Below are 25,186 nucleotides of genomic sequence, written 5' to 3'. Positions count from 1 at the left end.
CCGAGCACCCCGAGCAACCGAGTGACCCGAGAGGCCGAGACCACGTGATCCCTCTGTCGTTTTCGCAGCTGCGGTTCTGGTTCCAGGGCGAGATGGACCGCGGAGGCGAGTCGCCCAACACGTCGATGACGCTCCGGCTGACGGGCCGGCTGGACGCGACGGCGATGCGCGACGCGCTGCGGGACGTGGTGACGCGGCACGAGAGCCTGCGCACCGTCTTCACCGTCACGGCGGGAGCGCCCGAGCAGCGGATCCTCTCGGACGTGACGGTCGAACTGCCCGTACGGCAGGTCACGGAGGAGGACGCCGAGACGGCCGTGGCCGACACCATCGGCCGGGTCTTCGATCTGGAGCACGAGATCCCGCTGCGGGCCGTCCTGCTCGCCCTGGGAACCGAGCGTCATGTACTGGCGATCACCGTGCACCACATCGCCTTCGACGGCTGGTCGATCGCCCCGTTCCTCCGCGACCTCTCGCACGCCTACACCGCCCGGCTCGCCGGACAGTCGCCCGAGTGGGAGGAACTCCCCTTCCAATACGCGGACTTCACCCTGTGGCAGCGGGAGGGGCTGGGCACTGCCGAGGATCCGGACAGTCTCCTCGTCGAGCAACTGGCCCACTGGACCCGGGCGCTCGCCGACGCACCGGCCGAACTCCCCCTCCCGCTCGACCGGCCGCGCCGCTCCACCGCCGTCCACCGGGCCGGCATCGTCCCCTTCCGGCTGTCCCCCGACAACTTCCGGCTGCTCACCCTGCTCGCCCGCCGGCACGGCGCCAGCACCTTCATGGTCCTGCACGCGGCGCTCGCGGGGCTCCTCTCCCGGCTCGGCGCGGGCACCGACATCCTGGTCGGCAGCCCGGTCGCGGGGCGCACCGACGTCGGTCTCGACGACCTCGTCGGCTGCTTCGTCAACACCGTCGTCATCCGTACGGACACCTCGGGCGACCCCGACTTCCACGAGCTGGTCCGGCAGACCCGGACGAACGTCGTGGCGGCCCTGGACCACCAGGACGTCCCGTTCGAGCAGGTCGTGGAGGCCGTCAACCCCGCACGGTCGGCGGTCCGCCACCCGCTCTTCCACGTCATGCTGAGCCTCCAGAACAACGCGGGCGCCGCCGTACGCCTGCCGCGCCTCGACACCCGGCTGCTCGACTACACCCACCGGACGGTCGCCTACGACCTGCTCCTCGACGTCACGGAGACCGACGGGGCGCTGAGCGGCGCCCTGGTCTATCCCCTCGATCTCTTCGACCACGCCACCGCCGAGCGGCTGGCCCGCTGCTTCACCGCCTTCCTGACCCAGGCGGTGACCACGCCGGAGCGGCCGGTCGGCCGGCTCGAACTCCTTTCCGTCGAGGAGCGCCGCACGACGCTGGAGACCTGGAACGGCCCCGGCACGACGCTCCCCGCCGAGTCCGTCCCGGAACTGTTCCGGCGGCGCGCGGCTGCCCGCCCCGGCGACACCGCCGTGATCTGCGGCGACACCCGGCTCACCTACGCCGGCCTCGACGCCCGGTCCGACCGTCTCGCCGGCCGGCTGCGCCGCGCCGGCGCGGGTCCGGAGCAGTTGGTCGCCGTCGCCATGAACCGCTCGGCCGACCTGGTCGTCGCCCTGCTCGCCGTACTGAAGACGGGGGCCGCCTACCTTCCTCTGGATCCGCGCAATCCGGACGAGCGGCAGCGCGCGGTCCTTCAGGAGGCGCGGCCCTGTCTGCTGCTGACGGACGCGGCCACACGAGAGCGGGCCGAGCGCCTCGCGGACGCGCCGCTCGGTCTTCCGCTGGTCCCGGCCGAGGAACCGGGCCCGGATGTCGCCGGGCCGGACGACGCTCCGGACGGATCGCCCACCGACGAGAACGGTCAGGCGGACATCACCGGCGACCGGGCCGCGTACGCGATGTACACCTCCGGCTCCACCGGCCGCCCCAAGGGCGTTCTGGTGACCCACCGGAACATCGTCGCGCTCGCCTCCGATCCCTGCTGGGCGAAGGACGGCGGTCATACGCGGGTACTGGCCCACTCACCGCACTCCTTCGACGCCTCGACGTACGAACTGTGGGTGCCGCTGCTCGGCGGCGGCACGGTCGTGGTGGTGCCGGCCGGGGACTCCTCGCCCGAGGCACTGGAACGGGCCGCGGCCGGGGGCGGTGCGACGAGCGCGTTCCTCACCACCGCGCTCTTCAATCTGCTGGTCGCGGACAGGAGCCCGGTGCTCGGGCGGCTCGGACAGGTCTGGACGGGAGGCGAGCAGCCGTCGGCCGGGGCCGTGCGGCGGATGCTGACGGACTTCCCCGGCACCGCGCTCACCCATGTGTACGGGCCGACCGAGAACACGACGTTCACCACCTTCAGCCGCCTGGACCCGACCTGGACCGGTGCCGAGGAGAGGGCCCGCGAGGCGGGCGGCGGCAAGCCGCCGATCGGCCGGCCCATGGCGAACACCCGGGCGTACGTGCTGGACGAACGGTTCCAGCCGGTGCCGGTGGGAGTGCCCGGCGAGCTGTATCTCGCGGGCGCCGGCCTGGCGCGCGGCTATCTCGGCCGCCCGGATCTCACCTCGGGGCGGTTCGTCGCCGACCCGTACGGTCCGCCCGGCACCCGTATGTACCGCACGGGCGATGTGGTGCGGTGGACCGCCGACGGCGAACTCGACTTCCTCGCGCGCGCCGACGACCAGGTGAAGATACGCGGCTTCCGCATCGAACCCCGCGAGATCGAGGCCGTGTTGGAGCGCCACCCGGGGGTCGGCCGCGCCGCCGTCCTGGTCCGCGAGGACCGGCCCGGAGAGCGCGGCCTCGTGGCCTACGCCGTTCCGGCCGCGAGCGCGGCCGGCGTCGTCGCCACGGGTGCCGTCGGCGATCTCGCGGCCGAACTGGCCGCGCACGCCCGCCGGGTCCTGCCCGACTACATGGTCCCCCTCGTGATCGTGCTCCCCGACGGCCTTCCCCTCACGCCACACGGCAAGATCGACCGTGCGGCCCTGCCCGCCCCCGCGGCGAGACCCGGCTCCCGTCCGCCCGGCACACCCGCCGAGCGGCTGCTGTGCGACCTGTTCGCCGAAGTCCTCGGAGTCCCGGAGGTCGGCGCGGACGACGACTTCTTCACCCTCGGCGGGCACTCCCTGCTGGCCATCCGGCTGGCCAACCGGCTGCGCGAGGAACTGGATGCCGGGATCGGGCTGCGGGCGGTCTTCGAGTCCCCGACGCCTGCCGGCCTCGCCGAGCGATTCGGGGGCGGGAGCGCGGGAGACGGTGGCTCCGCGCTGCGGCCCCGGCCGCGCGGGGACGTACTGCCGCCTTCCTTCTCCCAGTTGCGGTTCTGGCTTCAGGGCGAGATGGCGGACGACGCGGCCTCGCACTCCATCACCCTCGCCCTGCGGCTGACGGGTCCGCTGGACACCGGGGCGCTGTCGGCGGCCCTGCGGGACGTGGTGGGGCGGCACGAGAGTCTGCGGACCGTGTTCCCGGTCACCGACGGGTCTCCTCGCCAACGTGTCCTGCCGCCGGGGGATTTCGATGTCACGCTCCCGGTGAGGAAGGTGGCCTCATCGGACATGGCGGCGGCGGTGACCGCCGCCTCGGATCACGCATTCGACCTGGCGCGCGAGACACCCCTGCGGGCCGAACTCCTCTCCTGCTCACCCAAGGAGCACGTCCTCACGGTCACGATCCACCACATCGCCTTCGACGGCTGGTCCGCCGCTCCCCTTCTGCGGGACCTCTCCCGGGCCTACGCCGCCCGGCTGCGGGGGAAAGCCCCCGAGTTCACCGAACTGCCCGTCCAGTACGGCGACTTCACCCTGTGGCAGCGCGAGGCACTCGGGCGACCCGAGGACCCCGACAGCGCCTTCACCCGCCGGCTCGCCCACTGGACCCGTACGCTGGCCGACGCCCCCGACGAGACCCCGCTGCCCGCCGACCGGCCGCGCCCCGCCGTCGCCACCCAGCGCGCCGGCACGGTGCCGTTCCATCTCGCTCCCGAGGACCACGCGCGGCTCGCCGCGCTGGCGCAGCGGCACGGCGCGAGCCTGTTCATGGTGCTGCACGCGGCCCTGGCCGCCTTGTTGCGGCAGCTCGGCGCGGGGACGGACATCCTCGTCGGCAGCCCGGTCGCCGGGCGCACCGACAGTAGACTCGACGACCTCGTCGGCTGCTTCGTGAACACCGTGGTGGTGCGCACCGACGTCTCCGGCGATCCGGACTTCGGTGCCCTGATCGACCGTGTCCGGGACACGGTCCTCGCCGCGCTGGAGCACCAGGACGTCCCCTTCGAGCACGTCGTGGACGCCGTCGCCCCGGCCCGGTCGGCGGCCCGGCACCCGCTCTTCCAGGTGATGCTGAGTCTGCAGAACAACGCGACCGGTGCCGTGGAACTGCCGGACCTGCGCGTCGACATGCCGTACGGCGGCCGATACCGGACCGCCCCCTTCGATCTGCTCTTCGACCTGACCGAGTCCGGCGGGGGTCTGGACGGCACCCTGGTCTACGCCCGGGACCGGTTCGACCCCGCGACGGCCGAACGGCTCGCCGGGTACTTCACCCGTCTACTCGCCGACGCGGCCGCTCATCCGGCGCTCCGGGCGGGGCAGTTGGACATCCTGCCCTCCTCCGAGCGGCACACCCTCCTCACCGAGTGGAGCGGCGCGGGGGCGAAGGCGACGAAGCCCGTCGGCTCGGCACCCCTGTGGTTCCGGGAGCAGGCCGCCCGGACGCCCGACGCCACGGCGGTGTTCCACGGGGCGGACCGGATCAGCTACGGCGAACTCGACGCGCGGGTGGACCGGTTGGCCGGGCATCTGCGCGGGCTCGGCGCCGGGCCGGAGCGGCTGATCGCCATCGCCATGAACCGCACCCCCGATCTGCTGGTCGCGCTCCTCGCCGTACACCGGACCGGCGCCGCGTACCTCCCGGTCGACCCGCACCACCCCCGGGAGCGGGTGACGGGGGTGCTGTCCGAGGCCGCGCCGCTCCTGGTGCTCTCCGACCGTGCCACCCGCACCGCACTCGGCGCCGACGACTGGATCGCCCTGGACGAGCCCGGGTTCGCTGCCGCGCTCGCCACCGGGACAACCGGTGCCGCGTCCCCCCGGGGCCCGGTCCCTGTTTCGGCTCCGGCTCCGGCTCCGGCTCCGGCTCCGCACGTGGAGGTCCCCGCCGACGCCACGGCGTACGTCCTCTACACCTCCGGCTCGACGGGCCGGCCGAAGGGGGTCGCCATCACCCACGGCAACCTCGCCCATCTGCTCGCCGCCATGGGCGACCGGCTGCCGCTGGGACCCGCCGACCGGCTGCTCGCGGTGACGACCGTCGCCTTCGACATCGCCCACCTCGAACTCCTGCTGCCCCTGCTCGGCGGCGCCGCGGTCGTCCTCGCCTCTCCCGAGGAGGTGCGCGAGCCGCACGCCCTCGGACGGCTGATCGAGCGGTACGAGGTCACCGCCGTCCAGGCGACACCTTCCCTGTGGTCCGGCCTCGTCGCCGAGATCCCCGACGCGATCCGGGGGCTGCGCGCGGTCGTCGGCGGCGAGGCGCTGCCGCCCTCCCTGGCCGGTTCGCTCGCCTCGCTGGCCTCCGAGGTCACCCATGTCTACGGCCCCACCGAGACGACCATCTGGTCCCTCGCCGCCCCGATCGGTCCGCGCGACGCCGCGCACCCGCCGCTCGGCTCCCCGCTGGGCGCCACCCGGGCGTACGTCCTGAACGAGGCGCTGCGGCCGGTGCCCCCGGGGGTGCCCGGCGAGCTGTACCTCGGAGGCCCGGGAGTGGCCCGGGGCTACCTCGGCCGGCCGGGGCAGACCGCCGAGCGGTTCGTCGCCGACCCGTACGGTCCGCCGGGCGCCCGCCTGTACCGGACCGGCGACCTGGTCCGGTGGACCGCCGAAGGGGAGCTCCACTTCCTCGGCCGCACCGACGACCAGGTGAAACTGCGCGGCTTCCGCATCGAACCCCGGGAGATCGAGGCCGTCCTGGACCGGCACCACCGGGTGGTGCGCAGCGCCGTCGTGGTGCGCGAGGACCGTCCGGGCGAGCGCCGGCTCGTCGCCTATGCCGTACCCGCCCGGGTGCCCGGCCCGGCGCGGGACTCCGAGTCCGCCGCCGAACCGGACTCCGCACTCGCCTCCGCACTCGTCGAGTGGGCGCGGCAGGCACTGCCGCCGTACATGGTCCCGGCCATCGTCGTCCTTCCCGGCGGGCTGCCGCTCACCCCCAACGGAAAGCTCGACCGGTCCGCGCTGCCCGCCCCGCAGGCGTCCGCACCTCAGGACCGGAGGACCCGGGAGCCGGAGACCCCTGCCGAGAAGCTGCTGTGCGAGCTGTTCGCGGCCGTGCTCGGCCGACCCGAAGTCGGTGTCGAGGACGACTTCTTCGACCTCGGCGGCGACAGCATCGTGTCGATCCGGCTGGTGTCCCGGGCCCGTTCACGTGGTCTGGGGCTGTCCACCCGGGACGTCTTCCGGTACCGGACCGTCGCCGAGCTGGCCGCCCATGCCAAGGTACGGCCCCCCAAGGCGGGCACGAAGGCAGGATCGGGGGCGGGGGCGGCCACTGCCGGGGCGCCGTCCGGAAAAGCGCCGAACGGTGCGGCGCCTTCCGGCGAGATGCCCTCCGCGGAGGTGCCGCTCACCCCGATCGTCCACTGGCAGCGCGAACGGGGCGGCCCCGTCGACGGTTTCCACCAGTCCGTGCTCGTGCGGACCCCGTCGGACCTGTCCCTGCCGCGGCTGCGCACGCTCCTCCAGTCGCTGCTCGACCGGCACGACGCGTTGCGGATACGGCTGACGCGCGGCCCCGCGTGGCGCCTGGAGGTCCTGCCGCGCGGCGCGGTCGACGCGGCCGGCCGTCTCGTACGGATCGACACGGCGGGCCTCGCCGTCGAGAAGCTCGCGGACCTGGTCCGCACCGAGGCGGACGCGGCCCGGCGCCGACTGGCCCCCGGCGACGGGAACATGGTCCAGGCGGTGTGGTTCGACGCGGGCCCGGGGCACCCTGGCCGGCTGTTGCTGATGATCAACCACCTTGTGGTGGACGGCGTTTCCTGGCGGATCCTTCTGGAGGACCTGCGCACGGGCGTCGCACCCCGTACGGCGGAACCGGACTTCACCCCGGTGTCGTTCGCCGACTGGGGACGGCGGCTGGAGCGCGAGGCACGCGGGCGCGCGGGCGAACTCCCCTTCTGGCTCGGGCTTGTCGAAGGGGCGGCCGATCTCGTCCCCGGCGCGGATCTCGTGGCCGCCCGTGATGTCGAAGGATCGAAGCGCATGGTGACCCGGGTGCTTCCGGCCGGACGGACCGAGCCTCTTCTGACCCGGGTGCCCGCGCGGCTCGGCGTCGGCGTGAACGCGGTACTGCTCGGCGCGCTGAGCACGGCGGCGGGGCGCTGGCGTTCGGCGCTCGCCGCCGCTCCCGTGGGCGCTTCCGCGGGCGCGTTCGCAGGCTCCTTCACGGGCTCGCCTTCCGGCATTCCCGCCGACGCGGTACCCGAGGGCGTGCTGCCCCACGGTGACGCGCCTTTCCTTGTGGACGTGGAAGGGCACGGCCGTGAGGAGATCGCCGACGGGCTCGATCTGTCCTCGACCGTGGGCTGGTTCACCAGCATGTTCCCCGTACGGCTCCCGGGGCGGCCGGGCGATCCGCGCGACGCCGTGCGGGCCCTGGACGACCAGCTCGGGAGCATGCCGGACAAGGGGATCGGTTTCGGCCTGCTGCGTCATCTGAATCCGGAGTCCGCCCCGGTGCTCGGGGCGGGGCCCCGGGCGCAGATCCTGTTCAACTACCTGGGCCGGTTCGACCGGCCGGACGAGGCCGACTGGGGTCTGGCGCCGGAAGCCGGCGCGGTCGCCGGTGGCGGCGACCCGGAGATGCCCCTGACACACCTCCTGGAGGTGTCCGCGATCGTCCACGACCGCGGGGCCGGGCCGGAACTCCATGTCACCTGGGCGTATCCGGATGCCTTGCTGGCCCGGTCCCGGGTGGAGGAGCTGGCCGACGCCTGGTTCGAGGCCCTGGAGACCCTGACCGCTTGTACCGGCGAACCGGGAGAGACGGCGTGACCGCAAGCCCAGACCGTATCCACGAGCCCTCGCACGAGCCCGCCCGTGCGCCCGTTCACGAGCCCGCCGACGACCGGACCCATGAGCGGACGTCGAAGCCGGCGCCGCTCCAACAAGGGCTGTTCTTCCACACGGCGTTCGACGCGGACGGCCAGGACATCTACACCATCCAGTTGGCGCTGGACTTCGAGGGACCGGTCGACCCCGGGCTGCTGCGGGAGGTCTGCCAGGCGCTCCTGGACCGGCACGACAGTCTGCGTTCGGGGTTCCGTACGGACGCGTCGGGCGCGCCCGTACGGTTCGTCCCGTACCGGGTCCCGGTGGACTGGCGGACGGCCGACCTCTCCCAGGAGACGTCCGAAGGCCGGGAGACAAAGGCCGCGCGGCTGGTCGAGGAGGAGCGCCGGAGGCGTTTCGACACCGCCCGGCCGCCGCTGATCCGCTTCCTGCTGATCCGTCTGGACGAGGCCCGCTGGCGCTTCGTTCTGACGAACCATCACATCATTCTGGACGGCTGGTCCACCTCGATCCTGCTCGACGAGCTGTTCCGGCTGTACGAGGCCGGGTCCGACGTCGCGGCGACGGACGTGCTGCCGGCGGCCCCCTCGTACACCGACTATCTGGACTGGCTCGGCGAGGTCGATCCGGAGTGGTCCCGGGACGCCTGGGCGGAGGCGCTGACGGGGATCGAGGGGCCGACGCTGGTGGCGCCGCGCGCACCGGGCACGGGCACGGTGGTGCCCGAGCGGGTGCTGCGTACGTTGTCCGCCGCGTCCACCGCCGCCCTGACCGACCGGGCCCGGGAGGCGGGGGTCACACTCGGTACGGCGATGCAGACGGCCTGGGGTCTGCTGCTGCGTCAACTGACGGGTCAGACCGATGTGTTGTTCGGGACGACGGTGTCGGGGCGGGCCGCCGAGGTCGACGGCGTCGAGTCGATGGTCGGGCTGCTCATCAACACCATTCCGGCCCGGGTGCGGATCGATCCGAGGGACACCCTGATCGATCTCCTCGAGCGGGTCCAGGACGAACAGCTCGACCTGTTCGAGCACCACCATGTCGGGCTCACGGAGATCCAGCAACAGGCGGGGTTCGGCGCCCTTTTCGACACCACGACGGTCTTCGACAACTATCCGATGGGTTCGGGCGAGCGCTGGCTCGGCGAGGCGCTCCTCGTCGGCGTCAGGGGGTTCGACGCCACTCACTATCCGCTGTCCCTGATCTGCACGCCGGCCGAGGAGTTGGGCATCCGGCTCGACTTCCGGCCCGATCTGCTCGCACGCGGGACGGTGGAGGGCATCGCCGAGCGGTTCGCGCGGATCCTGACGGCGATCGCCGAGGATCCGCACCGCCCGGTCGCCGCTCTGCCGGTCCTCTCCGCCGGTGAGCGACGACAGGTGCTGGAAGAGTGGAACGCCACGGCCCGCCCGGTGACACCGGCCACGCTGCCCTCCCTGATGGCGGAACAAGCCGCCCGTACCCCGGATCGACCCGCCCTCGTGTACCAGGGGCGCACCTTCGACTACGCCGAGCTCGACCGCCGGGCGAACCGTCTGGCGCGCGTCCTGCTGGCCGAGGGCGCCGGACCGGAGACCCGGGTGGCCCTGGCCCTGCCGAGGGCCCCGGAGATGGTCGTCGCTCTGCTCGCCGTCCTCAAGACCGGCGCCGCCTATGTGCCGGTCGACGTGCGCTACCCGGCCGACCGGGTGGCGCGGATGCTCGGCGACGCGCGGCCCCGGCTCGCGGTGGTCACCGAGGCGAGCAGGACGGTACTGCCGGAAGGGACGGCCGCGCTGGTCCTCGACGACCCCGCCGTGGCGAGGCGCGTCGAGGAGCAGCCGGACACCGGCGTCACGGACGCGGAACGCCCGGTCGCGCTCCTCCCCCGGCACCCCGCCTATGTCATCTACACCTCGGGCACCACCGGCATCCCCAAGGGTGTGGTCGTCGAGCACGCGAACGCCGTCAACTTCGTGGCGACCGTGGAGGACCACTTCGGCGCCGACGGCATGGCGCGGGTCCTGGCGTCCACCTCGCTCAGCTTCGACGTGTCGGTCTTCGAGATCGTCACCACGCTGGCGCTCGGCGGCCGACTGGAGCTGGTCGACGACCTGTTCACCCTGCTCGAACGGGACGGCTGGGAGGGCAGTTTGGTCAGCGGCGTGCCCTCGGCGATGGCGAGCATGCTGGCCGGCGGAACGCTCGACGTGTCGGCACGACATGTGGTGCTCGGCGGGGAGGCGGTGCCGCACGCCCTGCTGCGCGAGCTGCGGGAGCGGGTGCCCGGCTGCGCGGTCACCAACATCTACGGTCCCACCGAGGCCACCACCTACTCGACCTGGTGGCGCAGCGGCGAGACGGACCCCGACGGCGATCCGCCGATCGGCCGGCCGGTGCCCAACTCCCGGATGTACGTGCTGGATCCCTGGCTCCAGCCGGTCGCGGTGGGGCAGCCGGGCGAGCTGTACATCGCCGGCGCGGGCGTCACCCGCGGCTATCTGAACCGGCCGGTGCCGACCTCGGAGCGCTTCGTGGCCTGCCCGTTCGGTGAGCCCGGCGGCCGGATGTACCGCACGGGCGACCAGGTGCGGTGGCGGTCCGACGGCCAACTGGAGTATCTGGGACGGTTCGACAGCCAGGTCAAGGTCCGAGGCTTCCGGATCGAACTCGGCGACGTGGAGGCGGCTCTGCTGCGGCACGCGGACGTGGGGCAGGCCGTCGCGGTCGTACGGGAGGACCGCGCGGGCGACCGCAGACTGGTCGCGTACGTGGTGGCCGCACCCGGCGCCGTACTCGACGGCGCCGAGCTGCGGCGTTCCACCCGCGCCACTCTGCCGGACCACATGGTGCCGTCGGCGGTCGTGCCGCTGGAGCGGTTCCCGCTGATGCCGAACGGCAAGCTCGACCGCGCGGCCCTGCCGGCCCCCACATACGACACCGCGGCCCGGCGGGAGACGGCCCACGCGCACGAGGAGCCGCTGTGCGCACTGTTCGCCGAAGTGCTCGGCGTGGACCAAGTCGGCCCGGACGACGGCTTCTTCGACCTGGGCGGGCATTCCCTCCTCGCGACCCGGCTGGTGAGCCGGGTCCGCGCGGTCCTCGGCACCGAACTGTCCGTCCGCGCGCTCTTCGAGGCCCCGACCCCGGCGGCCCTCGCCCGCCGGTTCGACGGCGAGGGCGACGGCTCCGGCCTGGACGTCCTCCTGCCCCTGCGGACCGGCGGACGCCTGCGCCCGCTGTTCGCGGTGCACGCGGCCAGCGGCCTCGCCTGGCCGTACGCCCGCCTCCTGCCCCACCTGGCCCCGGACGTCCCGCTCTACGGTCTCCAGTCCCCGAGCCTCACCGACCCCGAGGGCGGCGCGCGCAAGCCGGACGAACTGGTGCGGGAGTACGCCCGGCGGATCCTGGAGGTCCAGCCGGAGGGCCCCTACCGCCTCCTCGGCTGGTCGGTCGGCGGCACCCTCGCCTACGCGGTGGCCGTGGAACTGCTGGAGACGGGGCACGCCGTGGAGTTCGTGGCCCTGCTCGACTCGTACCCCGCTCCCGACGCCCTCCCCGACTGGGAGGAGACCCACCGGCACGTCGCCGGTTCGGCCGGCTTCGCGGCGGACGGAACCCCACCGGAACAGATCACCCTCCTCGGCGAACGGGTGGTGGAAGGCTCACGCCTCGCGGTGCGCTCGGCGGTGGACGCCCTGCGCACTCCCCCGCCGCGCACGAAGGGGGTGGACGTACTCCACTTCCGCGCGGCCACGGACGCCGTGGACGTGGACCCGACGGCCTGGCAGCCGCTCGGCGGGGGCCGGCTCTCGACGGTCGACGTCCCCTGCGGCCACTACGAAATGCTGGACCCGGCCCCGCTGGTGACGATCGGGGAGACGCTGTCGGAGTGGGCGACGGGAGGCCGGGAGGGGCGGTGAGAGGGGCGGCGGCGCGGGCGGGAGGAAACTGGCCGCGCCGCCGCTCTGGGCTGGAAGGGCCCCGCGTCGGCGGGGAGAACGCGAGGGCATCGTCGTGACGCTCGGCGCTGACCGGAACACCCCCCGCGCCTGCGGGGAGAACCCAGGGGGCGCGCCCTCTCACGCTCACCCGAACGGAACACCCCCGCGCCTGCGGGGAGAACGCCACGATCCGCTCGAAGGCGGCTTCGTAGACCGGAACACCCCCGCGCCTGCGGGGAGAACGCTGCGCGGGTCGGCCAGGGTCAGGTGCCAGTCGGAACACCCCCGCGCCTGCGGGGAGAACGGATACGACCAGCTCACACACGAGCTGGTCTGCGGAACACCCCCGCGCCTGCGGGGAGAACGCGGTCGTCATGCGCCCTTCGGCCACGTCCAGCGGAACACCCCCGCGCCTGCGGGGAGAACTCCGGCAGCCCGAGCAGCGCGTCGTACCGGTTCGGAACACCCCCGCGCCTGCGGGGAGAACCCTTCCTGACCTGCACCTCAAGAAGGGCTTTTCACTTCCTTTACCTTCGGTGCGGCTCTCATCCTGATCAGAGTAAGCCCGTCGAATTCCTCGGGAATGCGACGACGTGCGCCAGCCGTCCGGATCACGTAGCCCTGCCGGACCAGCGGATACGGCGGAAGGCCAGGGTCCCGCCCTCGCGACTTACCCCACAACGACTCGTCCGGTGCGTCACTGCTGGGTGACGCGACCTCCTCCTCCGCTGCGTCCGGCCCTCGACACCCCTCCGCTCAGCGAAGCCGACTCACTTCCCGCACCCAAGCACGGGACACTGACATACCGACCAACGATACTCAGGGCAAAGGCACATGAGAAACGGCTGCATCCTCCGACAGCACCGTTCCGAACGGCCGTCGGGCGCCCCCGCCTTGGATAGGGTGGACCTATGCAGCCACACGAGTACGTCTCCATTCCCCCTTCGATAAAGAACGAGCAAAGCCACTCTTGAGTCGCAGGTCAGGAAGGGTTCTCCCCGCAGGCGCGGGGGTGTTCCGGTGCCGGCGCTGGTGATGTCCACCGAGTGCGGGTTCTCCCCGCAGGCGCGGGGGTGTTCCGGCGGCTTTCCCGATCAACAGCGGCGCGATCCGGTTCTCCCCGCAGGCGCGGGGGTGTTCCGGTTGAGGACCTGGGTCTCGCGGGCGATACCGCGTTCTCCCCGCAGATGCGGGGGTGCTCCGACCAAGCTCGGCGCCCCGTTGATTCCGCTGGAGTCCTCCCCACCGTCTCCCCCACTCACCCCAGCCCCCGCCCCCTCAGAAGTCCCAGCCCTCGTCCCCTTCAGCACCCCCCTCATCCCGCACCTCCGGCGCCGCGAAGGACTCGCCCACCATCCCCGCCGTCAGCGTCGTCCCATCCCCCGGGTCGATCAGGATAAAGGAGCCGGTGCTGCGGGAGGTGGCGTAGGGGTCGACCGGGAGGGGTTCGGCGGTGCGGAGTGTGACGTGGGCGATGTCGTTCGCGACCAGCCGGGCGGGGTGCGGGTGCAGGGACAGGTCGTCGAGGGTGAGCCGGGCCGGGATCGCCTCGACGATGGCCTTGACCGTGCGGGTGCCGTGTTTGAGCAGGACCCGGTGGCCGACGGTCAGGGCCTCGTCGGCGACGTGGCAGACGGTCGCCTGGATGTCCCGCGTGGTCGGCGGGGCGTCCCGGGTCGGGACGATCAGGTCGCCCCGCGCGACGTCGAGGTCGTCCTCCAGCAGGACGGTCACCGATTGCCTGGCCCAGGCGGTGTCGACCCGCTTGCCGAGCAGGTCGATGCCCGCGATCCGCGTCGTGCGGCCCGACGGGAGGATCGTGACCTGCTCGCCGACGCGGAAGGTGCCAGAGGCGATCTGGCCGGCGTAGCCGCGGTAGTCGGGGTGTTCGGCGGTGCGGGGGCGGATGACGTACTGGACGGGCAGCCGGGCGTGGTGGTGGGTGAGGTCGTGGCCGACCGGGACCGATTCCAGGTATTCGAGCACCGTCGGGCCGCTGTACCAGTCCATGTGGGCCGACGGCTCCACGACGTTGTCGCCTGCCAGGGCGGAGATCGGGATCGTGGTGATCTCGCCGATGCCCAGTCCGGTCGCGTACGCCGTGAACTCCTCGGCGATCGCGGCGAAGACGGACTCCCGGTAGCCGGCCAGGTCCATCTTGTTCACCGCGAGGACGACGTGCGGAACGCGGAGCAGGGCGGCGATGGCGGCGTGGCGGCGGGTCTGTTCGACGACGCCGTTGCGGGCGTCGACGAGGATCACGGTCAGTTCGGCGGTGGACGCGCCGGTGACCATGTTGCGGGTGTACTGCACGTGCCCGGGTGTGTCGGCCAGGATGAACCGCCGCTTCGGGGTGGCGAAGTAGCGGTAGGCGACGTCGATGGTGATGCCCTGTTCGCGTTCGGCGCGCAGACCGTCGGTGAGCAGGGCGAGGTCGGGTGTGTCCTGGCCCCGGCCGGCCGACGCCCGTTCCACGGCCTCCATCTGGTCGGCCAGGACCGACTTGGAGTCGTGCAGCAGCCGGCCGACCAGGGTGGACTTGCCGTCGTCGACGGATCCGGCGGTGGCGAACCGCAGAAGCGCGCTGGTCGGGAGTTCCGCGGTGGCGGGCGTGGTCGTCGTGGTCATGCTCAGAAGTACCCCTCGCGCTTGCGGTCCTCCATGGAGGCCTCGGAGAGCTTGTCGTCGGCGCGGGTCGCGCCCCGCTCGGTCAGCCGGGACGCGGCGATCTCCGCGATCACCTGGTCCAGGGTCACCGCGTCGGACTCGACGGCACCGGTGCAGGACATGTCGCCGACCGTGCGGTAGCGGACCCGCCGTTTCTGCGGCGTCTCGCCGTCCCTCGGGTCGCCCCATTCGCCCACGGGCAGCCACATCCCGGAGCGCTGGAAGACCTCGCGTTCGTGGGCGAAGTAGATCTCCGGCAGCTCGATGTCCTCGCGGGCGATGTACTGCCACACGTCGAGTTCGGTCCAGTCGGACAGCGGGAACACCCGGACGTGTTCGCCGGGGGCATGCCGCCCGTTGTACAGCTGCCACAGTTCGGGGCGCTGGCGGCGCGGGTCCCACTGGGAGAACTGGTCCCGGAGGCTGAACACCCGTTCCTTGGCGCGCGCCTTCTCCTCGTCACGGCGTCCGCCGCCGAAGACCGCGTCGAACCGCTCCGCCTGGATCCGCTCCGTGAGCGGCAGGGTCTGCAGGGGATTTCGGGTCCCGTCGGGGCGTTCCTTGAGCACACCTCGGTCGATGTAGTCCTGTACGGAGGCCACATGGAGGCGCAGCCCATGTGTGGCCACCACACGGTCCCGGAACTCCAGGACCTCGGGGAAGTTGTGTCCGGTGTCCACATGCAGCAGCGCGAACGGCAGGGGCGCCGGGGCGAACGCCTTCAGTGCCAGATGCAGCATGACGATGGAGTCCTTGCCGCCGGAGAAGAGGATCACCGGACGTTCGAACTCCCCCGCGACCTCGCGGAAGATGTGCACCGCCTCCGACTCCAGCAGGTCCGCGTGGGTCAGCGCGCGCGGTTCGCCGGTTCTCCCGGACCGTGTCGTCGCCGTCGTCATGCCAGCCCTTTCTCCCGCAGCAGCGCGACCAGTGCCCGCGCCGATTCCTCGCTGCTCTGCTCGTGCGCCGGGATCCGCAGCTCGGGTGCGGCCGGCGGTTCGTACGGATCGTCCACCCCGGTCAGTCCGGAGATCTCGCCCGCCGCCTGCCGGGCGTACAGCCCCTTCACATCGCGTACGGAGCACACCTCGACCGGGGTGGCCACGTGCACTTCGAGGTACGCGGTGCCGGCGGCCTCGTGCCGCGCGCGCACCGTCGCGCGGGCGTCCGTGTACGGGGCGATGACCGGCACCAGGACCGTCACTCCGTGCGAGGCGAGCAACTCCGCGACGAACCCGATCCGTTGGACGTTGGTGTTCCGGTCCTCGCGGGAGAATCCGAGATCGGCGGTCAGCCGAGCGCGCACCTCGTCGCCGTCCAGGATGTGCACCCGCCGTCCGGCCGCCCGCAGTTCGGCGGCGGCCGTCCGCGCGATCGTGCTCTTGCCCGCGCTGGGCAGACCGGTCAGCCACACCGTCGCGCCGAGGTCACGGGAACCATCCGCGTCCTCGGTCGGGCGGCCGCCTCCGGCCACGGCCTCCGCCGTGGGCGACTGTCCGGACATCACGCTTCCTCCGGGACGTCGGCGAGTTCGATCGCGGTGACGGCGATCAGCTGCCCGGTGGCCGTCTCGCGCAGCGCCATGTCGAACACTTCCACGCCCGGGGACGTGGCGCCGCGCCATCTGCGGACGGTGATCTCGAAGACCGTGCCGGGGTCGGCGTTGCCGAAGTAACCGAGCTTCTGGTCGGTCACCTTGCGCCGCAGGAACTCCTCGTCGGTGCGTCCCAGCGAGCGCCACACCCGCAGCAACATCGTGTCGAAGACCGCGAAGTAGGAGGCGAAGTACATCAGTCCGGCACCGTTGAGGTCGCGCACGACGTCGAGGGTGTACGTAAAGGTGTGCGGCCGGCCCGCCTCGTGGAATCCGGCGGGACCCTCGGGGTGGAAGCTGCCGGTGGCCCGGGCCCGGCCCACCAGGGAGCGGGGCGAGTAGGCGTTGGGCAGCGGCGCCAGGTTCCGGTAGGTGAAATCCGGGGGCGCCACCTGGGCGAGGCCCCGGTTGCTGCCCTGGGTGGTACGGGCGATCCACCGGTTGAAGTTCTCCGCGTACAGGCAGTGCGGGTGCGGGTGTTCGTACACCTCCGCCGGGTCCAGCGGGCCTTCGGGAAGCTCCAGCCCTGCGGGGGCCAACCGGTGCAGGGTGACGACGGACTGGCTGCCGAACTGGAAGGACCGCGAGTCGACCCGGAGTTCGTCGCCGAAGGTGAGCCCGTGGGGATGAACGGTGTCCCCGCCGCGCACATGGAAGTAGTAGAAGGAGAGGTACGCAGGGTCTCCCCCGGCGGTCGTGGCGGCGTGCACGTTGATGTCGCACGACTCGCCCACCACCTCCCAGGTCCAGTCGCCGATCCGGCCGAAGACCAGGGATCCGCCGCTGCACATGCCCGGTGCGACGACGACATGGCGGGAGATCCCGGCGTCCCCCTGGATCGCGGACGCGTCCGGGGCCGCGGCCGGGGCCGTTTCCGAGACCGGGGCCGTTTCCGGGGCCACATCCGTGACCGTTGCCGTTGCCGTGGCCGTACCTGAAGCCGTTTCCGGGACCGCGTCCTCGGACGTGTACGTGTCCACGGCGCCGTGCGCGGTGTGCAGGGTGGTCATGTCCGTGCCGCCTTTCGGTCCCGAAGCGTCTGCCCGGCACCGGCCGTGGCCATCTGTCGTGAGGAGCGCCATGCGTCCGCGACCGTCAGGAACCGGTCGTTGTCCTCGGCGGAGCCGATCGACACCCGCACCCCCATGTCCGGGAACGCCCGTACGGCGACACCCCTGTGCGCACACCACACTCCGAAGTCCTCGGCATGGGGACCGAGGCCCAGCCAGACGAAGTTCGCCTGGCTGTCCGGTATCTCCCAGCCCTGACCCACCAGGGTGTCCCGTACGCGAGTGCGCTCCGCGACCGTGTCGTCGACCCGTCGCATCAGCTCCCCGCCGAGGCCGAGGGCCGCGACGGCCGCCCGCTGCGCGACGGAGCTCACCGCGTACGGGAGGCAGGCCTTGCGCAGCGCCTCGACGATCGGGGCGCTCCCCACCAGGTAGCCGGTCCGCAGTCCGGCCAGTCCGTAGGCCTTGGAGAACGTACGCAAAACGACCAGGTTCGGGTGCGCGTCGCACAGCGGCAGGGCGTCGGCCACGGCCGGGTCGCGGACGTACTCGTGGTAGGCCTCGTCCACGGCCACCAGGCAGGTCGGCGGCACCGACTCCACGAACGCCCGCAACTCGTCGAATCCGAGGGCCGTTCCCGTCGGATTGTTGGGGTTGCAGACGACGACCAGCCGGGTCCGGGGCGTGATCCGGTCCGCCATGGCCCGCAGGTCGTGCGCGTCACGGGTCAGCGGCACCCGCGCGGACTCCACGCCGGCCAGGGCGGCGAGCGCGGGGTACACCTCGAACGACGGCCAGGCGTACACGGCTTCGGCGCCGGGGTCGGCGACCGCCTGGAACAGCGCCTGGAGGAGCGACAGGGAACCGGCGCCGACCGCGATCCGGTCCTCCGTGATGCCGTGGGCCCGGGCGAGGGCACGGATCAGCGGTCCGCAGCCGGGGTCCGGATAGCGGTTCACGGTGGCGCCGGCCGCCGCGATCGCCTCGGCGATGCCGGGAAGCGGGTCGTGCGGCGACTCGTTCGCCGACAGCGGGCAGGTCCGGGCGGCGTCCGACGCGTAGAGGCCGTCGGACGGCTTGTAGGAGGCGAGGGTTCCGAGAACCGCGCGCAGGGGTGGAGAAGACAAGGGGGCTCCCGATGGAGAGGGCACCGCCACGCTCGGTCGGGCGAGCGGTGCCCGGATCGACAGTGGGGCTCAGCCTCCCGGCTGTCGCTCCGCCACCAGACGGGCCACGTCGGCGACGGTGCCGGCGTCCAGCAGTTCGTAGTCGTACACCTCGATGCCGAGCCGTTCGTTCAGCGCGGTGGCGAGTTCGAGCACGGCGAGGGAGTCGAGCCCGACCTCTTCGCGGGTCGCGGTGGGGACGACGTCCTCCTCGCGGATGTGCAGTTCGTTCACCAGGATGTCCTTGATGAGCGTGATGTCGTTCAGTGTGTCGTCCACAACCGGCTCTTCTCTCGCTGTCCTCACCCGATCACATGCCGCGGGGCCGCGGCTCTCACGCACCGCGCGCCGCCTTCAGACCGAGGGCCACCTCGACGATGAGGTCCTCCTGGCCCGCGACGGCCTGCCGCCGGCCCAGCTCGAAGAAGACGTCGCGCGGATCGACGCCCTCACGCCGCGCGATGTCCAGGACCCGGGTCTTGAACCCGGAGAACACTCCGGCCAGACCGCTGACGACACTCACCGAGTCGATGGTGGGCGGGGCGGACATGAGTTCGCGCTCGGCTATGTCGGCGGCGTCCAGTAGGCCGTACAGATCGATCCCCGTCGGGAAACCCATCCGTTCGAGGACCGGAACCAGGACCTCCATCTGGGTGTTCCCGGCCCCCGCGCCGAAGCCGCGGGCGCAGGCGTCCAGGATGTCGGCGCCCGCTTCCACGGCGGCGACCGAGTTGGCGATCGCCATCCCGAGGTTGTTGTGGGCGTGGAACATCACCGGTACGTCGACGGCTTCCCGCATGGCGCCGATGCGCTCGGTGACGTCGGCCGGCAGATAGTGGCCGGAGGAGTCCATGATGCCGACCGCGTCCGCGCCGAACTCGACCAGGCGGGCGCATTCGCGCGCCAGCCGGTCGGGGCTCGCCATATGGCTCATCAGCAGGACGGCCTGCGCCTGGACGCCCTGCTCGCGCAGCTGTCCCAGGTGCCGTTCGGCGAGGTCGCCCTCGGTACAGTGGACCCCGATCCGCACCACGTCCACCTGGTGGGCGATGGCCCGTTTGAGGTCGGCGGTCGTGCCCCAGCCGGGCAGCATGAAGACGGCCATCCGGCTGTTGCCCAGGGCTTCGCGGACGATCGACAGCATCTCGTCGTCGCTCAGCCGGGCCTGGCCGACCTGGAGCGAGGAGGCTCCCAGGCCGTTGCCGTGGCCCACCTCGACCATCGGGATGCCGGCGGCGTCCGCCGCCTCCGCGTAGACGCGCAGCTGCTCGCCGTCCAGCTGGTGGCGGACGGCGTGATGGCCGTCGCGCAGGGACGCGTCGTAGAGGAGGATCCGCTTTGCTCCGCCGTCGGGCGCTGTGCTGACACTCATGACGTCTCCGTCCCCGTCCCCGTCGCGATGCCCGCCAGACCGGCCGCCGCGCACTGTTCGGCGACATGGACGGCGGCGGAGTTGATGATGTCGAGGTTGCCCGCGTACCGGGGGATGCGTCCGCCGGAGGAGGTGACCTCGGCGGCGACGAACACCTTGTGCTCCTCCACGACGCACGCGGAGATCCGGTAGCCCGGGACGAAGGAGCGGACCCGCTCGGCCGCTGCGGTCACGGCGGCGTTCACCGACGCCTCGCCGAATCCCTCTCCCAGCATCGACATGGCGACCCGGAAGGTCGCCGGCGGCCGGGCCGGGCTGATGTTGAGAATCGCCTTGACGTCCTTGACGCCGGTGAAGTCGCGCACGGCGTCCTGTGTGGTCTCCACGTACTCGTCGAGATTGAGCCGTGTGGAGCGCCCGACGCTCGGGCTGGCGGCGGTGGTGACGACTTCGACGTACTCGACCCGGTGCGTGCGGGTGATCGCGTGCAGGACCGGGATCGATGCCTGGCCACCGCAGCTGATCATGTTGACGTCGTCGCAGTCCAGGGCATCGGCCGCGTTGACGCTCGGGATCACCATCCGCCCCACCTTGCTCGGCGTCAGGTCCACGAGTTTCACGCCCGACAGACTCAGGCGTTCCGCGTGCTCGGCGTGCTCCATGGCATTGGTCGCGTCGAACACGATGCCGAACGGCTCGGGGGCGTCCAGGAGGGAGTCGATCCCGCGCGTCCCGATGGGAAGACCGAGATCGGCCGCCTGCCGCAGGCCCGGCGTGTTCTCGTCGCGTCCCACGACCAGGCCGCAGTCGAGGAATTCCGAACGCATGATCTTCTCGGCCAGATCGACCCCGATGAGGCCGGCGCCGAGGACGGCCACGGGCAGGCGCCCGTTTCGCTTCATGGCTGCATCGCCCTTCCCTGTCTGGAGATTCGCCTTGCGGCGCGTCGAGGTCCTACGACCGGGTGTCCGTGTCCGTGTCCGTGTCCGAATTCAAGTCCGGGTCCGCGCCCTGGACCGGATCCGGGTCCGTGTCGCCCACCTGGAGCGTGACGGTGCCCAGCCGGTCGAACTCGGCGACGAACGCGTCCCCGGGGCTCATCGGGACCGCGGCGTGGAGCGCGCCCGTCATGATCAGCTGGCCCGCTTCGAGCGTCACGCCGTGCTCGCCGAGGACGTTCGCCAGCCAGGCGACCACCGCCGCCGGGTCACCCAGCGCGGCGGCACCCGCTCCGGTCGCCACGAGGTCGCCGTTGCGGGAGAAGGCCATCCCGATGAGGCGGACGTCGCAGTCGTCGGGCAGCGCGACCGGCGGACCGAGCACGACCGCACCGTTCGACGCGAGGTCGGCGACGGTGTCCGCAAGCCGGATCCGCCAGTCCTCGATCCGGGAGTCGACGATCTCCAGACCCGCCATGACCTCGGAGATCGCCTCCCGGGCGGCGGCCACGGTGACGCCGGGCCCCTGGAGGGACTTTCCGAGCCGGAAGACGATCTCCGCCTCGACCTTGGGCGCGATGAACGCCCCGCCCGGCGTGGTGGCCCCGTTCTCGTACACGGTCGAGGCCAGCACCGGACCATAGTCCGGGGTGTCGACCCCGAGCATCTCCTGCATCGGTACGGAGGTGAGGCCCGCCTTGTAGCCGACGACCCGGTCGCCGGCGGCGGTGAGCATCGCGACCAGTTCGCGCTGGATGGCGTAACCGTCGCCCATGTCCAGCGCCGGCTCCTCGTCGGTGAAGGGCGGGATGGGGCGGCCGGTCGCGCGTGCCTCGTACAGCGCTTTGGCCTTGACTCTGGCGTCGTCCACCGAGATGTTCACTCTGCTCCTGTCCGCGCACGTCGCGTCTGCCGCATGGGACTGCCGGTCATCTGTCCGCGGACGGTCTCGTGTGCCGGCGCGCGGCGTCACCCGCGGCACCGGCCCGCCTTCGACGGGCTGCCACCGGCGGCCGGGGAGAACCGGCCGGGGAGCACGAGGTCCATGGCGTACGGACCGCATCACTCGGATCAGCGGAACGGATCCGGACGAGGGAGGCGCACGGCCGTGAAGCCCGGGGCTCGATGCCTGCCCCCTCGTTTCGCGTCTCACCGTAGCCACGAAGCGACCGTCGCAGAAGTGTTCCCTTCCGCGCGCGAGTCCGGCAATTGGGCACATTCGCCACCCCTGACCCGCACGAAAGGGGTCGCCGGGGCGGGACGTCCGCCTCAAACGTGAGCCTCGTCACCACCGAATTCCCAGCGGTGTCACCCGCCCCGGAAATGCCCGAAAGCCCCTGGACGCGCGGGACTCGCAAGAGAGCGGTCCCGTCGGTCGAGGGGCGGGGTGGCGAGATACGGGGGGTGCGGGACAGCGGGGAGGGAGGGCCGGGAGGGAGGGGTACGGAGCAGGGGGCGCGGGCAGGCGGCTATGGCAGGCGGTGGCCGGGCCGCGCGCGGACGGTCCGCCGGCGCCGGCGTGATGCCGACGGCCGCGACCTCAACGGACCGTCCGCCAGGCGCCGTTCGCCGTCTCGGTCTGCTGCAGGACGGCGGCCAGCCGCTCCCACTCCCTGGCGTAGTGGCACACCACCTCGGTGAGGGCCCCAGCGCAGTGCGGGGGTACGGCGGCCAGCAGCTGCTCGCCCGCCGCGAGGCCCTGCGCCTGTCCGTTGAGCCAGCGCAGCAGCGCCCGTCCGCTGTCGGTGAAGCGGATCGACGGGTCGTTGGAGAGGACGTCCAGGGCGCGCACCCGGAGGCGTGCGGGCCCCGATGCAGCCCCCTGCGCCGAGGGGTCCGCCGGGCCGTCGAGGGAGGGCGGGCCGGGGTGCCGCCGGGCCGCCACGACCATGAGCGAGGCGAGGTACGCGGCGTCCTCGCGCGCGGGGTCGCCCGGCGCGGCCGGTTCGCGGGGGCCCGCGCCGGCGGGGGCGGAAGCGGGTGTGCAGGAGCGCAGTTCCTGGCGCAGGCGGTGCGCGGTGCTGACGGAGACCCCGGCTTCCTGGGCCACTTCGCGCAGGGTCGCGCGGGGCCGCGCGGCCAGCAGGGACCGGGCCTTCTCGCGCCGCTCCGGCATGTCCGCCGGACGCGCCCGACCGTCCCGGCCCACGCGCGGGACCGGCGGGATCGCGGGGTTCGACTGAGGAGATTCCTCAGTCGAACGTCTGCCCCGTACGACCCCTACCGTCTTCGGCGAGACCCCTGTGACGGCAGCGATGGCCCGGTCCGACCAGTGGGGGTGGGTGGCGAGGATGCGCAGGGCCGCCGCCTTGCGGTCGCCGAGTGTCAGAGGGAGGCCGTGGCGGATGTTGGCCTGCACCGCGCGGATGAACAGATCGGCCGAGGCGCCGTCGACGTGGCGGACCGTGATGTGGTGCTGCCCGCGCAGGATCGCGGCCCGCAGCCGGTGCATGCCGTCGACCACGCGTCCCGTGTCCCGGTGCACGAGGAGCGGTTCGAACTCGGTGCCGCTCTCCGCCAGCGCCCGTGCGTGGTCCTCGTTCAGGCCCTCCAGGCGCGGCGAGTCCGCCGGCAGCAGGGATGCGACCGGCACGGTGTGAAGCGTCGGCTGCTGTTCGTCGGACAACTCTTCCCTCCCTCTGCTTGCGGTGCGCCCCGCGCCGGGGCGGCGGGCGCACGCCGCGTCGCGGGAGTCCGGCCGGCGTCGTCACCGGGATTCCGCGCTCCCACACCGTCGGGAAGGGAAACGCACGGCCCCGGCACGGCGGTGGAGGGAAAGCGACGGGACGGCACGGCGGGGCCCACGCCCGGAACACCCGCGGCCCCGCGTCCCGATGGACGCGCGGCTCGACCGTCCGGCAGCCCGGTGGAGCAATGGACCGGTGGACCGGTGGACCGGTGAGCGTCGGAGGGCGTCCGCGCGCCGCCCGCCCGGCCTCGCGCCGGACCGGCCTCAGACCGTCCCGGCCGTCGCCGCCTTCGGGGCGAGACCCCGATAGGTGGTGTACGCGAACGGGCTGAGCAGGAGCGGGACATGCAGGTTCCCCGGGTCGCCCTGGTACTGGACCGAGACGATGACCTCGCCGTACAGACTGTCGACGGCCCGCTCGGCGAAGTACGCGCCGGTGTCGAAGACCAGCCGGTAGGGCCCGCGGGGCAGGGGTCGGTCGCCCAGCGCGCCGATCCGCCCCGCGCCGTCGGTCCACGAGCGCGCCACGACCGGCCACGCGCCGTGTTCCCGGGCGTGCAGGGTGACGGCCAGATCGGCGACCGGGCAGCCGTTGGCGGAGTCGACGACCCGGACCGAGATGCTCATCCGGACTCACCGTCCCGTCGGCCCGGCCCTGCCGCCGTCGGCCGTCGCGCCTCACCTGCCGTCACCAGCGCATCCCATCTCGCGTCGTCGGTACGTGAAGGCACGCGCGGGCCGCTCGCGGGCCGGACGGTCGCCCGTCCGGGCCGCGAGAGCCATCGGATACGCGTGCCCTGCGGGGAACGTCAGCCCCAGATGGTGTCGCTCGGGGTGTAGACGACACCAGCGAATCCGGACAGGAAGGACAGCAGAGCCGACATATCGATCTCCCATGCGAAGCGTGTGACCCGGAGGTCCGAGGGGGGTGGACTCCTCCATTTGTAGGGGCTCCCCTTTTCGTCCCCCTACCAGAACGCTAAGTGCTCGCTAAGCGACCCCTCGCGCGCGGCCCGCGGGCCCGCCCGGCAAGGCCCCCCCGGCAAGACGGGCGGCGAAAGGGCGGGCGGAGAGGAAGGGATCGCCTTCGTCCGCCGCCTGTACGGTGCCGCGCGGGATCCGTCCGCGCCGGTGACCCGCACGCCGATGCCGGCATCCTCGGTGACGGCCCCGTGGGGTCTCACACGATCACACCAACGCCATGGGAAATCCGGCGAGTTGCCGGGGAGCCGCCAGGGTTGAACCCCCCGCCCTCACGTCCCAGCGCCGCGCCGCGCTAGGGAGTGACGGCGGACACCGCGTACCCGTGCGGGGCGATCACGATCGGGATCTCCTGGTCCGTCTCCCACTCGCTGAAGACGACCGTGATGTGACTGTAGAACGGCCGCATCCCGAGCGTCGTGAAATACCGGCCGGTTTCCAGGATCAGCCGGAACGGCCCCGGGGTGTCCTCCGGTTGAGAGGGGCGGTCCAGCCGCCCGTCCGTGCCGGTCAGCCCGTGCCACACGGTCTGCCACTCGTCGAGGCGAGGGCGTTCGATGCGGATCATCAGCCCGTCGACGGGCTGTCCGTTGGTTCCGTCAGAGACGGACACTCCGAGTTTCACGTAACACCGGCCTCATCGTTGGCATCCTTCATAGGACGGGGCACCGGATGTGCCCCGTCAGTGAACACCGCCGCGCCGCCGGCGCGGCGGCAGGTCGAGCCGGGTCTCCCGGCGCTCCACCGTCCGGCCCGGGTCCTGCCCTGCGGATTCCG

Annotated in this window: 14 protein-coding genes and 1 CRISPR repeat array; of the genes, 2 read left to right on the top strand and 12 right to left on the bottom strand. The window is 72.4% G+C overall.

What is annotated here, in order from left to right; translation table 11 throughout:
* Positions 1–44 precede the first annotated feature (44 nt).
* Entirely contained in the window at positions 45–8,051 is an 8,007-nt protein-coding gene (locus ABZ990_RS01540) for an amino acid adenylation domain-containing protein (RefSeq protein WP_361223479.1), read from the top strand.
* On the top strand, positions 8,048–11,971 hold the full coding sequence (locus tag ABZ990_RS01535) for an amino acid adenylation domain-containing protein (RefSeq protein WP_361223476.1): 3,924 nt from the start codon (positions 8,048–8,050) through the stop codon (positions 11,969–11,971). Before ABZ990_RS01540 ends, ABZ990_RS01535 begins: the two co-directional genes overlap by 4 nt.
* 51 nt (positions 11,972–12,022) lie before the next feature.
* Positions 12,023–12,479: direct repeats of the CRISPR family, unit length 29 nt; unit sequence CGGAACACCCCCGCGCCTGCGGGGAGAAC.
* A gap of 791 nt (positions 12,480–13,270) precedes the next feature.
* Here ABZ990_RS01535 and ABZ990_RS01530 read toward each other — a convergent pair.
* From ABZ990_RS01530 to ABZ990_RS01475, 12 genes are all read right to left on the bottom strand, one after another.
* Positions 13,271–14,620 (bottom strand): GTP-binding protein, encoded by a 1,350-nt coding sequence (locus ABZ990_RS01530; RefSeq protein ID WP_361223473.1) that lies wholly within the window; start codon positions 14,618–14,620, stop codon positions 13,271–13,273.
* Between the two features lie 2 nt (positions 14,621–14,622).
* Positions 14,623–15,558, bottom strand: coding sequence for a sulfate adenylyltransferase subunit CysD (gene cysD / locus ABZ990_RS01525; protein ID WP_361223470.1), 936 nt, complete (start codon positions 15,556–15,558; stop codon positions 14,623–14,625).
* Positions 15,555–16,163 (bottom strand): adenylyl-sulfate kinase, encoded by a 609-nt coding sequence (gene cysC / locus ABZ990_RS01520; RefSeq protein WP_361223467.1) that lies wholly within the window; start codon positions 16,161–16,163, stop codon positions 15,555–15,557. Before cysC ends, cysD begins: the two co-directional genes overlap by 4 nt.
* On the bottom strand, positions 16,163–17,263 hold the full coding sequence (locus ABZ990_RS01515; protein WP_361223464.1) for an LnmK family bifunctional acyltransferase/decarboxylase: 1,101 nt from the start codon (positions 17,261–17,263) through the stop codon (positions 16,163–16,165). Before ABZ990_RS01515 ends, cysC begins: the two co-directional genes overlap by 1 nt.
* Positions 17,260–18,390 carry a histidinol-phosphate transaminase gene (locus ABZ990_RS01510; protein WP_361223461.1) on the bottom strand — a complete coding sequence of 377 codons (1,131 nt, stop codon included), beginning with the start codon at positions 18,388–18,390 and terminating at the stop codon, positions 17,260–17,262. The genes ABZ990_RS01515 and ABZ990_RS01510 overlap by 4 nt, the downstream gene beginning before the upstream one ends.
* A 69-nt stretch (positions 18,391–18,459) precedes the next feature.
* Positions 18,460–18,708: an acyl carrier protein gene (locus tag ABZ990_RS01505; protein WP_361223458.1), complete on the bottom strand. Its 249-nt coding sequence runs from the start codon at positions 18,706–18,708 to the stop codon at positions 18,460–18,462.
* Positions 18,709–18,763: 55 nt separating this feature from the next.
* Positions 18,764–19,801, bottom strand: coding sequence for a 4-hydroxy-2-oxovalerate aldolase (dmpG, locus tag ABZ990_RS01500; RefSeq protein WP_361223455.1), 1,038 nt, complete (start codon positions 19,799–19,801; stop codon positions 18,764–18,766).
* The gene (locus tag ABZ990_RS01495) at positions 19,798–20,703 is read right to left on the bottom strand and encodes an acetaldehyde dehydrogenase (acetylating) (RefSeq protein ID WP_361223452.1); all 906 of its coding nucleotides are present in this window, start codon (positions 20,701–20,703) and stop codon (positions 19,798–19,800) included. The genes dmpG and ABZ990_RS01495 overlap by 4 nt, the downstream gene beginning before the upstream one ends.
* 52 nt (positions 20,704–20,755) lie before the next feature.
* On the bottom strand, positions 20,756–21,622 hold the full coding sequence (locus tag ABZ990_RS01490; protein WP_361223449.1) for a fumarylacetoacetate hydrolase family protein: 867 nt from the start codon (positions 21,620–21,622) through the stop codon (positions 20,756–20,758).
* A 657-nt stretch (positions 21,623–22,279) separates the two neighbouring features.
* On the bottom strand, positions 22,280–23,332 hold the full coding sequence (locus tag ABZ990_RS01485) for a helix-turn-helix domain-containing protein (protein ID WP_361223446.1): 1,053 nt from the start codon (positions 23,330–23,332) through the stop codon (positions 22,280–22,282).
* A gap of 360 nt (positions 23,333–23,692) precedes the next feature.
* On the bottom strand, positions 23,693–24,055 hold the full coding sequence (gene uraH, locus ABZ990_RS01480) for a hydroxyisourate hydrolase (RefSeq protein ID WP_361223444.1): 363 nt from the start codon (positions 24,053–24,055) through the stop codon (positions 23,693–23,695).
* 649 nt (positions 24,056–24,704) lie between these two features.
* On the bottom strand, positions 24,705–25,022 hold the full coding sequence (locus ABZ990_RS01475) for a hydroxyisourate hydrolase (protein ID WP_361223441.1): 318 nt from the start codon (positions 25,020–25,022) through the stop codon (positions 24,705–24,707).
* Positions 25,023–25,186: the final 164 nt, after the last annotated feature.

Origin of the sequence: Streptomyces sp. NPDC046203, assembly GCF_040646255.1 — a bacterium.
Lineage (GTDB): Bacteria > Actinomycetota > Actinomycetes > Streptomycetales > Streptomycetaceae > Streptomyces.
Note: the sequence above shows the minus strand (reverse complement) of the source record. Positions and strands in the feature narration are given on the sequence as shown.

Excerpts from the sequence above, each read along its gene's own strand:
- ABZ990_RS01530 (WP_361223473.1), bottom strand. The coding sequence starts at position 14,620 with ATGACCACGACGACCACGCCCGCCACCGCGGAACTCCCGACCAGCGCG.
- cysD (WP_361223470.1), bottom strand. The coding sequence starts at position 15,558 with ATGACGACGGCGACGACACGGTCCGGGAGAACCGGCGAACCGCGCGCG.
- cysC (WP_361223467.1), bottom strand. The coding sequence starts at position 16,163 with ATGTCCGGACAGTCGCCCACGGCGGAGGCCGTGGCCGGAGGCGGCCGC.
- ABZ990_RS01515 (WP_361223464.1), bottom strand. The coding sequence starts at position 17,263 with ATGACCACCCTGCACACCGCGCACGGCGCCGTGGACACGTACACGTCC.
- dmpG (WP_361223455.1), bottom strand. The coding sequence starts at position 19,801 with ATGAGTGTCAGCACAGCGCCCGACGGCGGAGCAAAGCGGATCCTCCTC.
- ABZ990_RS01495 (WP_361223452.1), bottom strand. The coding sequence starts at position 20,703 with ATGAAGCGAAACGGGCGCCTGCCCGTGGCCGTCCTCGGCGCCGGCCTC.
- uraH (WP_361223444.1), bottom strand. The coding sequence starts at position 24,055 with ATGAGCATCTCGGTCCGGGTCGTCGACTCCGCCAACGGCTGCCCGGTC.